Below are 15,338 nucleotides of genomic sequence, written 5' to 3' on the forward strand. Positions count from 1 at the left end.
TGTGGTGAGGGGATTTATCCCCGTTGGGTTGCGAAGCAGCCCCAAAACCATTCAGCGCGTTGATTCGGCCAGATCTGGCAAGCAGGATTTACGACTCCTGCGCAGCCGGAAGGGGATAAATCCCCTCACCACAGGGATTCATCCCCGCTCGGTTGCGAAGCAGCCCCAAAACCATTCAACGCGGTGATTCAGTCAAATCTGACAAGCAGGATTTACGACTGCTGCGCAGCCGGACGGGGATAAATCCCCTCACCACAGGGGTTTCATTCCAGATTGTTTATGGCCGGGCCTTTGGCTGGATGGCTTGGCGCGGCTGATCCAATAGTCGCCTGGAATATTACTGTGGTGAGGGGATTTATCCCCGCTGGGTTGCGGAGCAGCCCCAAAACCATTCAGCGCGGTGATTCGGTCAGATCTGGCAAGCAGGATTTACGACTGCTGCGCAGCCGGACGGGGATAAATCCCCTCACCACAGGGATTCATCCCCGCTGGGTTGCGAAGCGGCCCCAAAACCATTCGGCGCGGTGATTCAGTCAGATCTGGCAAGCAGGATTTACGACTGCTGCGCAGCCGGACGGGATAAATCCCCTCACCACAGGGGATGCATTCCAGATTGCTTATGGCCGGGCCTTGAGCTGCGCTTCAGCCGCCGACGCCAGATCCGGCGGCAGGAAATCCTTGTCCGGGTTGTAGTCGGCTTTCAGATAGCGCCGCAGATCTTCCAGATCACCAGGGTTCAGCGTCCCCGCCGCCTGCTTCAGGCGCAGGTTGTCGAGGATGTAGTCGTAGCGGGTGTTGTTGTAGTTGCGCACCGAGGTGTACAGCTGGCGCTGCGCATCGAGCACGTCGACGATGTTGCGTGTGCCGACCTGATAACCGATTTCCGTGGCTTCCACCGCGCTCTGGTTGGAGATGATCGACTGGCGGCGCGCCTGCACCTGCTCGACGTCGGTGTTTACCGCGCGGTGCAGATTGCGGGTGTTTTCCACCACTTGCCGGCGCAGCGATTCGCGCTGCTGTTCGCTCTGATCCAGTTGCGCATAGGACTGACGCACTTGCGAACTGGTCAGGCCGCCGCTGTAGATCGGGATGTTCAGTTGCAGGCCCAGGGTGCTCTGCTCGACGTTGCCGCCGTAGGGCGCGCCGAACGAGTTGGGGTTGGCGAAGCCGAGGGCGTCGTTGTCGCCTTTCTCGTATTTCGCCACGGCGTCGAGGGTCGGCAGGTGGCCGGCCTTGCGCTGCTTGAGCGTCTGTTCGGCGGAGCTGACCGCGTAGTTGCTGGCGAGCAGATTGAGGTTCTGCCGTGCCGCCGTGTCGACCCAGGATTTCGCATCGTTGGGCGCCGGCGGCAGGATCGGCAGCGTGTGGACGATGCCCTGAATCGAGTTGTACTGACGGTTGGTCAGGGTGATCAACGCCTGGAACGCGTCATCGACCTGACGCTGGGCGACGATGCGGTTGGCTCGCGCGGTGTCGTAACTGGCTTGCGATTGCAGCACGTCGGTCTTGTCCGAAAGGCCGACATCGAAGCGCTCGTTGGACTGATCGAGCTGACGTTTGAACGCCGCTTCTTCAGCCTTGGTCGAGGCCAGATTGTCCTGGCTGCGCAGCACGTTGAAGTAGCTTTCGGCCGATTGCAGGATCAGGTTCTGTTCGGTCGCCGACAGTTGCAGCGCGGCCTGTTCGTTGACGTCTTTGGCTGCTTGATACTGGAACCAGCGATCGGCGCGGAACAGCGGCTGCGCGAGTGTCGCCTGGTAGGAATGCGCGCTGCGGTTGGCGATGGCCGAAGGCTGGTCGATCGAGGTGCGCACGTCGGCGACTTCGGCGCCACCGGACAGGTTCGGCAGCAGACCGGCGCGAGCCTGCGGCACCACTTCTTTCTGCGCGCCATACTGGGCGCGGGCCGCCGCGAGGTCGGCGTTGTTGTCGACCGCTTCCTGATAGACGCTGACCAGATCGGTTTTGGTCGACAAGGGTGCTTCCGCTGCCCAGGCCATTGTGTTGGACGCACAGGACACGGCAACAGCCAATGAAAGTTTGCGCAGCATGAGGCGATCCCTAGCATGAATATTATGGAAGTAATCCGGGCGCCAAAGGTAAGGCGCAGCCCGTACAGCGTCAAGGCTGAGCAGGCCCAGCGAGTGTAGTTGCGCATTGCTCCGGCAACAATCGGCCAGCCTGGGTATTTACGCCATTCATCATGGCGTTCGCTGCGGTGTTGGCGTTCCTCGGTGGTTGTGTCTAGACTGGCCGGGTTCTTGTCGGGGTGCCTTGCTATGAGGCTGAGATCGAATAATTTCGGATCCCGTTGAACCTGATCAGGTTAGCGCCTGCGTAGGGAACAAGATTTCTCGTCACCCGGCGAGTCCTCTTGTGCTTCGTCCGGGATATTGTTCGACAATCGAACGCCATGACGAATGCACAGCACCGGTCCTGGTGCGTCCGTGCCTTTCAGGTTCTGCTCCGACAATCCACTGCTGGATGCTGTCTGGAGAGCCCGTGATGACAACAAAAGAAAAAAACGCGATCAACCTGAGTGACTCGGCCAAGGTCGACGAGCAATCGGTCAAGCCGTTCACCCGTTCGCAAAAAATCTACGTTCAGGGCTCGCGCCCGGACATCCGCGTGCCGATGCGCGAAATCAGCCTCGATGTAACCCCGACCGATTTCGGCGGCGAGATCAATGCGCCGGTCACGGTCTACGACACCTCCGGCCCGTACACCGATCCGAACGTGGTCATCGATGTGCGCAAAGGTCTGGCCGATGTGCGTTCAGCGTGGATCGATGACCGTGGCGATACCGAGCGCCTGCCGGGCCTGAGCTCGAACTTCGGCCAGCAGCGTCTGGCCGATGCCGAACTGACCAAACTGCGCTTCGCCCACGTCAACAACCCGCGCCGCGCCAAGGCCGGGGCCAACGTCAGCCAGATGCACTACGCGCGCAAAGGCATCATCACCGCCGAGATGGAATACGTCGCCATCCGCGAAAACATGAAGCTGCAAGAGGCCCGCGCAGCCGGCCTGCTCAAGCAGCAACATGCCGGCCACAGCTTCGGCGCAAGCATTCCGCAAGAAATCACCCCTGAATTCGTCCGCGAAGAAATCGCTCGCGGTCGCGCGATCATTCCCGCCAACATCAACCACGTCGAACTGGAACCGATGATCATCGGCCGTAACTTCCTGGTGAAGATCAACGGCAACATCGGCAACAGCGCCCTGGGTTCTTCGATCGAAGAAGAAGTGGCGAAACTGACCTGGGGCATTCGCTGGGGCTCGGACACGGTGATGGACCTGTCCACCGGCAAACACATTCACGAAACCCGCGAGTGGATCATCCGTAACTCGCCGGTGCCGATCGGTACCGTGCCGATCTATCAGGCGCTGGAGAAGGTCAACGGCGTCGCTGAAGACCTGACCTGGGAGCTGTTCCGCGACACCCTGATCGAACAGGCCGAGCAGGGCGTCGACTACTTCACCATTCACGCCGGCGTGCTCCTGCGTTACGTGCCGCTGACCGCCAAACGCGTCACCGGCATCGTCTCCCGTGGCGGTTCGATCATGGCCAAGTGGTGCCTGGCGCACCACAAAGAGAACTTCCTCTACACCCACTTCGACGAAATCTGCGAAATCATGAAGGCCTACGACGTCAGCTTCTCGCTGGGCGATGGCCTGCGTCCGGGCTCGATTGCCGACGCCAACGACGAAGCGCAATTCGGCGAATTGGAAACCCTCGGTGAGCTGACCAAGATCGCCTGGAAACATGACGTGCAATGCATGATCGAAGGCCCGGGCCACGTGCCTATGCAGTTGATCAAAGAGAACATGGACAAGCAGCTCGAATGCTGCGATGAGGCGCCGTTCTACACCCTCGGCCCGCTGACTACCGACATTGCGCCGGGCTACGACCACATCACTTCCGGTATCGGCGCGGCGATGATCGGCTGGTTCGGTTGCGCGATGCTCTGCTACGTGACGCCGAAGGAGCACTTGGGCCTGCCGAACAAGGATGACGTGAAGACCGGGATCATCACTTACAAGATCGCCGCGCACGCAGCGGACCTGGCCAAGGGACACCCGGGCGCGCAGATTCGTGATAACGCGCTGAGCAAGGCGCGTTTCGAATTCCGCTGGGAAGACCAGTTCAACCTCGGCCTGGACCCGGACACCGCACGCTCCTATCACGACGAAACCCTGCCGAAGGACTCGGCCAAGGTCGCGCACTTCTGCTCGATGTGCGGGCCGAAATTCTGCTCGATGAAAATCACCCAGGAAGTCCGTGAATACGCGGCCAACCAGCGCATCGACGCGGTCGATGTGGACGTCGCCAAAGGTCTGGCGGAACAGGCCGAGCGGTTCAGGCAGGAAGGCAGTCAGCTGTACAAGAAAGTCTAGCCACAAGCGGCAAGCTGCAAGCTGCAAGCTGCAAGATTAGAAGCAGTCCGCGTACCGCTTTAACTTGCGGCTTGCAGCTTGCAGCTTTTTCCTGCTCCTCTTTGAGATAACACCCTTGAGCATTCAACCCGGCACTTATTCCCCCGACCTCGCCGTCCCCGCTGAAAAGCGTGTCTTCGGCGGTCGCGATCTGTTTTCCCTGTGGTTCTCCCTCGGCATCGGCCTGATGGTTCTACAGACCGGCGCATTGCTCGCGCCGGGCCTGGGTCTGTCCGGTTCTTTGCTGGTGATCTTCCTCGGCACGCTGGTCGGCGTGCTGTTGCTGGCCGCCGTCGGCGTGATCGGCAGCGACACCGGCCTTTCGTCGATGGCGGCGCTGAAGCTCAGCCTCGGCAGCAAAGGCGCGAGCCTGCCGGCGCTGCTCAATCTGCTGCAACTGATCGGCTGGGGCTCGTTCGAAATCATCGTCATGCGCGACGCCGCCAGCCTGCTCGGCACCCGCGCCTTCAGCGAAGGTTCGCCGTGGGCCAATCCGATGCTGTGGACGCTGTTTTTCGGCACGCTGGCGACCTTGCTCGCGGTGAGCGGGCCGTTGACGTTCGTGCGGCAGATTCTGCGCAAGTGGGGCATCTGGCTGTTGCTCGCCGCGTGCCTGTGGCTGACCTGGAACCTGTTCGCCAAAGCCGACCTCGCGGCGCTGTGGGCGCGCGCCGGTGACGGTTCGATGCCGTTCGCCGTGGGCTTCGACATTGCCATCGCCATGCCGCTGTCGTGGCTGCCGCTGATTGCCGACTACTCGCGTTTCGGCAAACGCGCAAAGAATGTTTTCGGTGGCACGGCTGTGGGTTTTTTCATCGGTAACTTCTGGCTGATGAGCCTTGGCGTGGCCTACACCCTGGCGTTCGCGCCGAGCGGTGAAGTCAATGCGTTGCTACTGGCCTTGGCAGGCGCCGGTCTGGGCATTCCGCTGTTGCTGATTCTGCTCGACGAGTCGGAAAACGCTTTTGCCGATATACATTCGGCAGCGGTATCGAGCGGGATTCTGTTGCGTCTGAAAGTCGAGCATCTGGCCTTGGCCATCGGCGTGATCTGCACGCTGATCGCACTGCTGGCGCCGTTGGCGCAGTACCAGAATTTCCTGTTGCTGATCGGCTCGGTGTTTGCGCCGTTGTTCGGCGTGGTGCTGGTGGATCACTTCATCCTGCGCAAACGCAGTGCTCAGGTCGCCTCAGCCGCATTGCGCTGGCCGGCGTTGCTGGCGTGGCTGGGTGGTGTGAGCACCTACCACTTGCTGGCGAATCTGTATCCGGATGTCGGCGCAACCCTGCCGGCGCTGGTGCTGGCAGGGCTGTTGCAGTTAGTGCTCGGGCGGGCCTTCAGTTACGGCCGGGAAACAGCTCAGGCTTGAGAATGCCGTTCAGGCGCGGGTAAGGGATCTTCAGTTCGACGTGGCCCAGCGCATAAGGCGCGATGGTGGTCACGTCGTACTTGAGGATCACGCCGCCGTAGGTCAGCGCCACGTGCGGGGTTTTCACGAACGGCCAGTTCGCGACGAATTCCGCCTCCTGATCGAGCTTGGTACTGATCAGCCAACTGTTGTGCGCCACTTGTGCGGCTTTCCAGAATGCCTCTTCCTGACCCGGCAGCAACATGTCGGACAGGTTCAGCACCTTGTGCTGCTGGCGCGAATAGTTGATGAAACCGCGACCCGGAGTGCCGTGGGCGCCGCCGGTATCGAGGTAGCTCGACAGCTCGATGATCACCAGTCCGTCATGCTGCTCGCGTACTTTCGCTTGCAGATAGCTGCTGTTGCGCGGGCCGGCGCTGGCGAGGAACTGCTCGCGGTAGGCGGCCAGGGTTGGCGCTACCGGCGCGTTCTTCTCGGTGCGGGTCATTTGCAGCAGACGTTTTTCGATGATGCCATCCAGCGCCGGCTCATCCGGGAAGCGCAGGGTGTCGATGTTCACCAGCGGACAATCGGGATTGGAACAGCCGGGTTTGAGTTGTTCCGAGGCGTCGCGGGTGGTTTCCAGCGGCGTGCGATAGTTGGGCTGGAACAGGCTGGCACAAGCGCCCAGAGTCAGGGCAATAGCGGCCACAGAGGCAATTTTGAAAAGCGACATGGGCGTCCTTTCGAAAGCAGGGGAAGGCAAAAAGATACCGCTTCGACTCTCAACGGAGCAGTCAGTTCGCCACTAAGCTGATTAGAGTGTGTTTCAGCTTCACCGTCCATCCCGCTGACGGTAAAGGGGCTGCATCAAACGGTGCGGGCGCGTTAGGATGGCGCGAAGTCGAGGTTGCCGGTTGTACACAGCACCTCGTAATGGATGTGCAGTAAAGAGGAAGATTATGACTGACTTTGCCAACGCCATACCGACCGCCGTCGATATCGTGCGGCGCGAAAAATGCTACGAGGGCTTTTACAAGCTTGACCGTGTGCACTTGCGCCATGAGCTGTTCGCCGGTGGCATGAGCCGCGAGATCAATCGTGAAATCTTCGTGCGCCACGATGCCGTGTGCGTCCTGCCTTACGATCCGCAGCGCGATGAAGTGGTGTTGATCGAGCAGTTTCGTGTCGGCGCCATGGGCAAGGCCGACAACCCGTGGCTGGTCGAACTGGTCGCCGGTCTGATCGACAAGGATGAGCAACCGGAAGAAGTTGCTCACCGCGAGGCGCAGGAGGAAGCTGGGCTGGACATCAAGGCGTTGTGGCCGATGACCAAGTATTTCCCCTCGCCGGGTGGCAGCAACGAATTCGTGCATTTGTATCTGGGGCGTTGCAGCACCGACGGTGTCGGCGGGCTGCACGGGCTGGAAGAAGAGGCCGAAGACATTCGCGTGACGGTGTGGGCCTTTGAAGATGCCTTGCAAGCCGTGCGTGACGGACGCATTGCCAACGCGGCGAGCATCATCGCCTTGCAGTGGCTGGCGCTGAACCGCGCCGAAGTGAGGGGGCTATGGTCGTAAACAAGCTGCGCGATCGTTATCGGGTTGACCTCGTAGGGCTGCAAGCCGCCTGCGAGGCCAACTACGCGCGCCTGATGCGACTGCTGCCGGACATGCGCAACGAACCCGAGGCGCGGCGTATCGCTGTGACCCAGGGCGAGCAGATGCTCGGCGTGCTCGCCCTCGAAGTGCTGCAGACCTGCCCGTACACCACGACCTTGCAGGTGCGCCAGGAGCACAGCCTGCCGTGGTTGCCGGTGCCGCAACTGGAAGTGCAGGTCTATCACGACGCGCGCATGGCCGAAGTGGTCAGCGCCGAACATGCACGACGCTTTCGCGGCATCTATCCTTATCCGAACGCCGCCATGCACCAGCCCGATGAAAAGGCCCAGCTCAATGTGTTTCTGGGCGAATGGCTGAGTCACTGTCTGGCGTTGGGGCACGAGTACGAAGTCGTTCGCTAGTTGTGAACTGCGTCCGCTTCGGCGGTTTCCCCTTTTTGTAATCCCCCAGCATAATTGCCGCACCCATCCATTGCGTGCTTAGCCCCGGGAGAGCGCCTTGCCCAGCGTATCGACATTGACCAGCGCCGACCCGGCGCTGCTGGTGCAGTTGTCCGACAGCCACTTGTTCGCCGAGGCGGACGGCACGCTGCTGGGCATGAAGACCCGCGAGAGCCTGCAAAGGGTCATCGACCTGGTGTTGGCGCAACAGGCGCAGATCGATCTGCTGCTGGCCACTGGCGATATTTCCCAGGACGGCACGCTGCAGTCGTATCAGGCATTCCGCCAACTGAGCGCGCAGATCAATGCCCCGGCGCGCTGGATTCCCGGCAATCACGACGAGCCGATGGTCATGGCCGAGGCGGCGGTGCAAAGCACCTTGCTCGAATCGGTGGTCGATATTGGCAATTGGCGGGTGACGATGCTGGATTCGGCGGTGCCGGGTTCGGTGCCGGGTTATCTGCAGGATGATCAGTTGCAGCTGCTCGCCCGCGCGCTGAGCGAGGCGCCGGAGCGTCATCATCTGGTGTGCCTGCATCATCATCCGGTGTCGATCGGCTGCGCATGGATGGAGCCGATCGGCCTGCGCAACCCGGAAGCGTTCTTTGAAGTGCTGGATCGCTTTCCACAGGTTCGCGCGGTGTTATGGGGGCATGTGCATCAGCAAATCGATCGCGACCGCAATGGCGTGCGCTTGTTGGCCTCGCCTTCGACGTGCATCCAGTTCGAGCCGGGGAGTGCGGATTTCAAAGTGGGCGAGCAGGCGCCGGGGTATCGCTGGCTGCGGTTGTTGCCGGATGGGCGTTTGGAAACCGGGGTTGAGCGCGTGACTGGATTCGATTTTCAGGTTGATTACGGTTCCAACGGTTACTGAGACCATACGGGTCTCTTCGCGAGCAGGCTCGCTCCCACATTGAAACGCGATTCCCTGTGGGAGCGAGGCTGCTCGCGAAGGCGGCCGCACAAACACCCACGATTGCTCTGACTCCCTGTAAACTCCGCTATCTTTCGCCGACAGCCAGGGAGCTCAAATGTCCGGTTCGATCCTCTATATCCACGGTTTCAACAGCGCGCCGGCCTCGAAGAAGGCCTGTCAGCTGGTCGCGGTCATGGAGCGGCTGGGATTGAGCGAGCAATTGCGCGTGCCGGCGCTGCATCACCATCCGCGTGAAGCCATCGGTCAGCTCGAGCAGGCAATCGCCGAGCTGGGCCGGCCGTTGCTGGTGGGAAGTTCGCTCGGCGGCTACTATGCGACTCACCTGGCCGAGCGCCATGGCCTGAAAGCCCTGCTGGTCAACCCGGCGGTCAGCCCGCACCGGATGTTCGATGGTTATCTGGGCACGCAGAAGAACCTCTACACCGATGAAACCTGGGAACTGACCCACGACCACGTCACGGCGCTGGCCGAACTGGAAGTGCCGCCACCGCAGGATCCGCAGCGTTATCAGGTCTGGTTGCAAACCGGCGACGAAACGCTGGATTATCGCCTCGCCCAACAGTATTACCGCGCCTGTGCCTTGCGCATCCAGGCTGGCGGCGACCACAGTTTCCAGGGCTTTGCCGGGCAATTGCCGGCGTTGCTGAGTTTTGCCGGCATGGCTGCCGATATGTATCAGGCAATCGATTTCACCACGCTGTGAAGTCTTGCCCCTCTTTCATGAATGACTGACGACGAGACCTTATGGCCACTCCCAGCGCTAGTTCTTATAACGCCGACGCCATCGAAGTCCTCTCGGGCCTCGACCCGGTGCGCAAACGCCCCGGCATGTACACCGACACCAGTCGGCCGAACCACCTCGCCCAGGAAGTCATCGACAACAGCGTCGACGAAGCCCTGGCCGGCCACGCCAAGTCGGTGCAGGTCATCCTGCACGCCGACCATTCGCTGGAAGTCAGCGACGACGGCCGTGGCATGCCAGTCGACATTCACCCGGAAGAGGGTGTGTCCGGCGTCGAACTGATCCTCACCAAGCTGCATGCGGGCGGCAAGTTCTCCAACAAGAACTACCAGTTCTCCGGCGGCTTGCACGGTGTGGGTATTTCCGTGGTCAACGCGCTGTCGACCGAAGTGCGCGTACGGGTCAAACGTGACGGCAACGAATACCAGATGACCTTCAAGGACGGCTTCAAGGCCTCCGAGCTGGAAATCGTCGGCACCGTCGGCAAGCGCAACACCGGCACCAGCGTGTACTTCGCACCGGACCCGAAATACTTCGATTCTCCCAAATTCTCCATCAGCCGCCTCAAGCACGTGCTCAAGGCCAAGGCTGTGCTGTGCCCGGGCTTGCTGGTCAGCTTCGAAGACAAAGGCACCGGCGAGAAAGTCGAGTGGCATTACGAAGACGGCCTGCGCTCTTATCTGGTCGATGCGGTCAGCGAATTCGAACGTCTGCCGAACGAGCCGTTCTGCGGCGCTTTCGCCGGTAATAAAGAAGCGGTCGATTGGGCACTGTTGTGGCTGCCGGAAGGTGGCGACGCGGTGCAGGAAAGCTACGTCAACCTGATCCCGACTGCGCAGGGCGGCACGCACGTCAACGGTCTGCGTCAGGGCCTGCTCGATGCGATGCGCGAATTCTGCGAATTCCGCAGCCTGCTGCCGCGCGGCGTGAAGCTGGCGCCGGAAGACGTCTGGGAGCGCATCGCGTTCGTCTTGTCGATGAAGATGCAGGAACCGCAATTCTCCGGCCAGACCAAAGAGCGTCTGTCTTCCCGTGAAGCAGCGGCGTTCGTTTCCGGTGTGGTCAAGGATGCGTTCAGCCTGTGGCTCAACGCCAACCCGGAGACCGGTCTGGCCCTGGCCGAACTGGCGATCAATAACGCCGGTCGTCGCCTCAAGGCGAGCAAGAAAGTCGAGCGCAAACGCGTCACCCAAGGCCCGGCGCTGCCGGGCAAACTGGCTGACTGCGCCGGGCAGGACCCCATGCGTTCCGAGCTGTTCCTGGTCGAGGGTGACTCCGCCGGCGGTTCGGCCAAACAGGCGCGGGACAAGGAATTCCAGGCGATCCTGCCGTTGCGCGGCAAGATCCTCAACACCTGGGAAGTCGACGGCAGTGAAGTGCTCGCCAGCCAGGAAGTGCACAACATCGCCGTGGCCATCGGCGTCGATCCGGGCGCGGCGGACATGAGCCAGCTGCGCTACGGCAAGATCTGCATCCTCGCCGACGCCGACTCCGACGGTCTGCACATTGCCACTTTGTTGTGTGCGCTGTTCGTCCAGCATTTCCGCCCGTTGGTGGATGCCGGTCACGTCTATGTGGCGATGCCGCCGCTGTACCGTATCGACCTCGGCAAAGAGATTTACTACGCCCTCGACGAAGCCGAGCGCGACGGTATTCTCGATCGCCTGGTCGCCGAGAAGAAACGCGGCAAGCCACAGGTCACCCGATTCAAGGGTCTGGGCGAAATGAACCCGCCGCAGCTGCGTGAAACCACCATGGACCCGAACACTCGGCGTCTGGTGCAGTTGACGCTGGGCGAAGACTTCGCCGAAACCTCGGAAATGATGGACATGCTGCTGGCGAAAAAACGCGCCGGCGACCGAAAATCCTGGCTGGAATCCAAAGGCAACCTCGCCGAGGTGCTGGCCTGATGCAGTTTGGCTGGGCCTTGGCGGGTGCGTTGCTGCTGAGTGCGCTGAGCGTGTCGGCCGAGCCGCTGCAACAATTGCGGCTGCTTTCCGAACACCCGGTCGAAGGCATGCGCGGCGGTAATCTGTCGGGTCTGGCCATGTGCGGCAATGAGCTGTGGACGGTTTCCGATCGCGATGACGAGCAGATCTATCGGCTCGATACCCGCGATCCGGTCTGGCAGGCGCAAACCGTGCACATCGACGTGCCGCCCGTGCCGGAGAGCGGCTTGCCGTGGGGTTTGAGTTCGCGCACTTGGGCGGCGTCGTTCATTCGCGGGGGCGAACTGGATTTCGAAGGCATCAGTTGCGACAGCGTAGGCAATCGCTACATCGTCAGTGAGGCCCATGCGGCGGTATTGCAGGTGCCGGTCAGTGGCCCGGCGAACTGGCTGAAAATCTCGCCGCTGCTGGTTCGCGAAGCGCGGGCGAGCGGCCTGCTGCTGAAGTTCAATTCGATCTTCGAAGGCCTGGCGATCAACCCGGCCGGTGATCAGATATGGCTGGCCGCCGAACGGCAAAAGCGCGGTTTGCTGCTGATCAAGCGCCAGCAGACGGTGTGGGATTGTGACGGTCGCTGCGTGCTGCTCAGTGAGGGCGGCAAGGAGATGCAGCCGCCACAGTTTCCCAAGGCGAAAGCGGTTCATCGCGACTTTTCCGACATTTCCTTGTTCAACGGCAAGCTTTTTACCCTTGAACGCAACGCTTTCGAGATTTGCCGTCGCGATGCACAGACGGCCAAGGTCGAGCAGTGCTGGTCATATGCCGGCGAACTGTTGCAGGAAAATCGCCGTTACTCGCAGAACTACGGACTGGAAGAAGCGCTGATCATTGATGCTGAAGGTGCGTGGATCGGGGTCGACAACAATTTTGGCCCGCGTGCCGACGGTGAGGTCCGCCCGGTGGTCTGGCGCTTCGCCGCGCCGGACGGTGGCTGGAGCGCCAGGCCGTGAGTCAGCGGCCACCGGGCAAGCGTGCCGGTCGGGTGCTAATGGTCCTCGCCTGGTGCGCGGCACTTTTTCTCGCGACGCGGTTTTTCGGTCAGTGGGAGCAGCGCCAGCAGAATCCGAACATCGTGGTCACGTCGGAGCAGGGCGAAGGTTTTATCGAAGTGAAACTGGCGAGCAATGCCCAAGGGCATTTTGTCGCCAGCGGCCAGATCAACGGCGAGCCGGTGGAGTTCATGCTCGACACCGGCGCGACCGATGTCGCGATCCCGGCGGATCTGGCCAAGCGTTTGAAGCTGCAAGAAGGTTTCGGCGTGACCCTGAGCACGGCCAACGGCCTGAGCCAGGGCTATCGAACGAAGATTGCCCGCCTGCAATTGGGCGACATCGTGCTGCGGGATGTCCGCGCACTGGTGGCGCCGGGGCTGCATGGCGACCAGGTGCTGCTTGGCATGAGCGCCCTGAACAAACTTGAATTTACCCAGCGCGGTGGCACCATGCTGCTGCGCCAGACAACGAACCGATGAGGCCCGCATGAGCGACTCCCTTGATCTCAGCCTGGATGGTGTAGAACGCCGCTCGCTGGCTGACTTCACCGAAAATGCCTACCTCAACTACTCCATGTACGTGATCATGGACCGCGCCTTGCCGCATATCGGCGACGGCCTGAAGCCGGTACAGCGGCGTATCGTCTACGCCATGAGCGAACTGGGGCTGGACGCCGATTCCAAGCACAAGAAATCGGCGCGTACCGTCGGTGACGTGCTCGGCAAGTTCCACCCCCACGGCGATTCGGCGTGCTACGAAGCGATGGTGCTGATGGCGCAGCCGTTCAGCTATCGCTACACGCTGGTCGACGGCCAGGGCAACTGGGGTGCGCCGGACGATCCGAAGTCCTTCGCGGCCATGCGTTACACCGAAGCGCGGCTGTCGCGCTATTCCGAAGTGCTGCTCAGCGAACTGGGCCAAGGCACCGCGGACTGGGGGCCGAACTTCGACGGCACCCTGCAGGAGCCGCTGGTGTTGCCGGCGCGCCTGCCAAACATTCTGCTCAACGGCACCACCGGTATCGCCGTGGGCATGGCCACCGACGTACCGCCGCACAACCTGCGCGAAGTCGCCACCGCCTGCGTACGCTTGCTGGATGAGCCGAAAGCCACGGTCGAACAGCTCTGCGAGCATATTCAAGGCCCGGATTATCCGACCGAAGCGGAAATCATCACGCCGCGTGCCGACCTGCTGAAGATGTACGAAACCGGCAAGGGCTCGGTGCGTATGCGCGCCGTGTACCACGTCGAGGACGGCGACATCATCGTCACCGCGCTGCCGCATCAGGTCTCCGGCGCCAAGGTGCTGGAGCAGATCGCCGCGCTGATGCAGGCCAAACCGTCGAAAGCGCCGCAGATCGCCGATTTGCGTGACGAATCCGACCACGAAAACCCGTGCCGCATCGTGATCATCCCGGTCAACAGCCGCGTCGATCACGAAGCGCTGATGCAGCACCTGTTCGCCAGCACCGAGCTGGAGTCGACCTACCGGGTCAACGTCAACATCATCGGCCTGGACGGCAAGCCACAGCTGAAAAACCTCCGTGCGCTGCTGGTCGAATGGCTGGAGTTCCGCGTGCTGACCGTGCGTCGCCGTCTGCAATTCCGCCTCGACAAGGTCGAACGTCGCCTGCACCTGTTGGACGGTTTGCTGATCGCCTACCTCAACCTGGATGAAGTGATTCACATCATCCGTACCGAGGAGCATCCGAAAGCCAAGCTGATCGAGCGTTTCGCCCTCAGCGAGATTCAGGCCGACTACATCCTCGACACCCGCTTGCGTCAGTTGGCGCGACTGGAAGAGATGAAGCTGCGTGACGAGCAGGACGAACTGCTCAAGGAACAGGCCAAGCTGCAAGCCCTGCTGGGCAGCGAAGCGAAGCTGAAGAAACTGGTGCGCACCGAGCTGCTCAAAGACGCCGAAACCTACGGCGACGACCGCCGCTCGCCAATCGTCGAGCGCGCCGAAGCCAAGGCGCTGAGCGAGCACGATCTGCTGCCGAACGAGAAAGTCACCGTCGTACTGTCGGAAAAAGGCTGGGTGCGTTCGGCCAAGGGCCACGACATCGACGCTACCGGTTTGTCGTACAAGGCCGGCGATGGCTTCAAGACCTCGGCGGCGGGGCGCTCCAACCAGTTTGCCGTGTTCATCGATTCCACCGGTCGCAGCTACTCGGTCGCCGCGCATACCTTGCCGTCGGCCCGTGGTCAGGGCGAACCGTTGACCGGCCGTCTGACGCCGCCACCGGGCGCCTCGTTCGAATGCGTGCTGATGCCCGAAGACGATGCGCTGTACGTGATTGCCTCCGATGCCGGTTACGGCTTCGTGGTCAAAGGTGAAGACCTGCAAGCGAAGAACAAGGCCGGCAAAGCCCTGTTGAGCCTGCCGAACAACGCCAAGGTCATCGCACCGCGCCCTGTGGCCGATCGTGAGCAGAACTGGCTGGCCTCGGTCACGACCGAAGGTCGCCTGCTGATCTTCAAAATCAGTGATCTGCCACAATTAGGTAAGGGCAAAGGCAACAAGATCATCGGTATTTCCGGTGAGCGTGTGGCCAGTCGCGAAGAATATGTCACGGACATCGCCGTCCTGCCGGAAGGCGCCACCCTGGTGTTGCAGGCTGGCAAAAGGACCCTGTCGCTGAAAGCCGACGACCTCGAGCACTACAAAGGTGAGCGTGGACGGCGCGGAAACAAACTTCCGCGGGGCTTCCAACGGGTCGATGCGCTGCTCGTCGAAAACCTCAATTAGGCGAGAACGCCTTCCTAGAGCGTTCGATCTGCGATTAAACGCGTAGATCGACGCTTTGGCGCTGGAGTCGGAACGCATATTCACGGATGATATGGCCTTTCAAGCGCCGGCGTGGCCGAGCGT

Annotated in this window: 12 protein-coding genes and 1 riboswitch; of the genes, 10 read left to right on the forward strand and 2 right to left on the reverse strand. The window is 61.4% G+C overall.

The window, feature by feature from the left end:
- Positions 1-617: 617 nt before the first annotated feature.
- Positions 618-2,051, reverse strand: coding sequence for a TolC family outer membrane protein (locus BXA01_RS18485; RefSeq protein ID WP_016771977.1), 1,434 nt, complete (start codon positions 2,049-2,051; stop codon positions 618-620).
- 204 nt (positions 2,052-2,255) lie between these two features.
- A riboswitch (TPP riboswitch) is annotated at positions 2,256-2,361 on the forward strand.
- A gap of 144 nt (positions 2,362-2,505) precedes the next feature.
- Here BXA01_RS18485 and thiC point away from each other — a divergent pair.
- Together thiC and cytX are read left to right on the forward strand one after the other, a co-directional pair.
- The gene (gene thiC / locus BXA01_RS18490; protein ID WP_076565344.1) at positions 2,506-4,395 is read left to right on the forward strand and encodes a phosphomethylpyrimidine synthase ThiC; all 1,890 of its coding nucleotides are present in this window, start codon (positions 2,506-2,508) and stop codon (positions 4,393-4,395) included.
- A 115-nt stretch (positions 4,396-4,510) separates the two neighbouring features.
- Entirely contained in the window at positions 4,511-5,803 is a 1,293-nt protein-coding gene (gene cytX, locus BXA01_RS18495) for a putative hydroxymethylpyrimidine transporter CytX (RefSeq protein ID WP_076565347.1), read from the forward strand.
- On the opposite strand, the gene BXA01_RS18500 is transcribed toward cytX, so the two are convergent.
- Positions 5,772-6,518 (reverse strand): RsiV family protein, encoded by a 747-nt coding sequence (locus BXA01_RS18500; RefSeq protein WP_016771974.1) that lies wholly within the window; start codon positions 6,516-6,518, stop codon positions 5,772-5,774. The two genes, cytX and BXA01_RS18500, sit on opposite strands and share 32 nt — an antisense overlap.
- Before the next feature lie 226 nt (positions 6,519-6,744).
- On the opposite strand from BXA01_RS18500, the gene BXA01_RS18505 reads away from it, so the two are divergent.
- The 8 genes from BXA01_RS18505 to parC all read left to right on the forward strand — a co-directional run bounded on the left by BXA01_RS18505 (position 6,745) and on the right by parC (position 15,215).
- The gene (locus BXA01_RS18505; protein WP_024011344.1) at positions 6,745-7,362 is read left to right on the forward strand and encodes an NUDIX domain-containing protein; all 618 of its coding nucleotides are present in this window, start codon (positions 6,745-6,747) and stop codon (positions 7,360-7,362) included.
- Positions 7,353-7,805 (forward strand): DUF1249 domain-containing protein, encoded by a 453-nt coding sequence (locus BXA01_RS18510; protein WP_016771972.1) that lies wholly within the window; start codon positions 7,353-7,355, stop codon positions 7,803-7,805. The genes BXA01_RS18505 and BXA01_RS18510 overlap by 10 nt, the downstream gene beginning before the upstream one ends.
- Before the next feature lie 97 nt (positions 7,806-7,902).
- The gene (cpdA, locus tag BXA01_RS18515) at positions 7,903-8,718 is read left to right on the forward strand and encodes a 3',5'-cyclic-AMP phosphodiesterase (RefSeq protein WP_076565349.1); all 816 of its coding nucleotides are present in this window, start codon (positions 7,903-7,905) and stop codon (positions 8,716-8,718) included.
- A gap of 157 nt (positions 8,719-8,875) precedes the next feature.
- Positions 8,876-9,484: a YqiA/YcfP family alpha/beta fold hydrolase gene (locus tag BXA01_RS18520; protein ID WP_076565352.1), complete on the forward strand. Its 609-nt coding sequence runs from the start codon at positions 8,876-8,878 to the stop codon at positions 9,482-9,484.
- A 41-nt stretch (positions 9,485-9,525) separates the two neighbouring features.
- Positions 9,526-11,433 (forward strand): DNA topoisomerase IV subunit B, encoded by a 1,908-nt coding sequence (gene parE, locus BXA01_RS18525; RefSeq protein WP_024011346.1) that lies wholly within the window; start codon positions 9,526-9,528, stop codon positions 11,431-11,433.
- Positions 11,433-12,422, forward strand: a complete 990-nt coding sequence (locus BXA01_RS18530) for an esterase-like activity of phytase family protein (protein WP_076565355.1) — start codon at positions 11,433-11,435, stop codon at positions 12,420-12,422. The genes parE and BXA01_RS18530 overlap by 1 nt, the downstream gene beginning before the upstream one ends.
- A complete protein-coding gene (locus BXA01_RS18535; RefSeq protein WP_076565358.1) occupies positions 12,419-12,943 on the forward strand; it encodes a retropepsin-like aspartic protease family protein in 525 nt (174 codons plus the stop codon). Before BXA01_RS18530 ends, BXA01_RS18535 begins: the two co-directional genes overlap by 4 nt.
- A gap of 7 nt (positions 12,944-12,950) precedes the next feature.
- Positions 12,951-15,215, forward strand: a complete 2,265-nt coding sequence (parC, locus tag BXA01_RS18540) for a DNA topoisomerase IV subunit A (protein WP_024011349.1) — start codon at positions 12,951-12,953, stop codon at positions 15,213-15,215.
- Positions 15,216-15,338: the final 123 nt, after the last annotated feature.

It is taken from the genome of Pseudomonas sp. B10, from assembly GCF_900156235.1.
Taxonomy (GTDB): Bacteria; Pseudomonadota; Gammaproteobacteria; order Pseudomonadales; family Pseudomonadaceae; genus Aquipseudomonas; species Aquipseudomonas siliginis.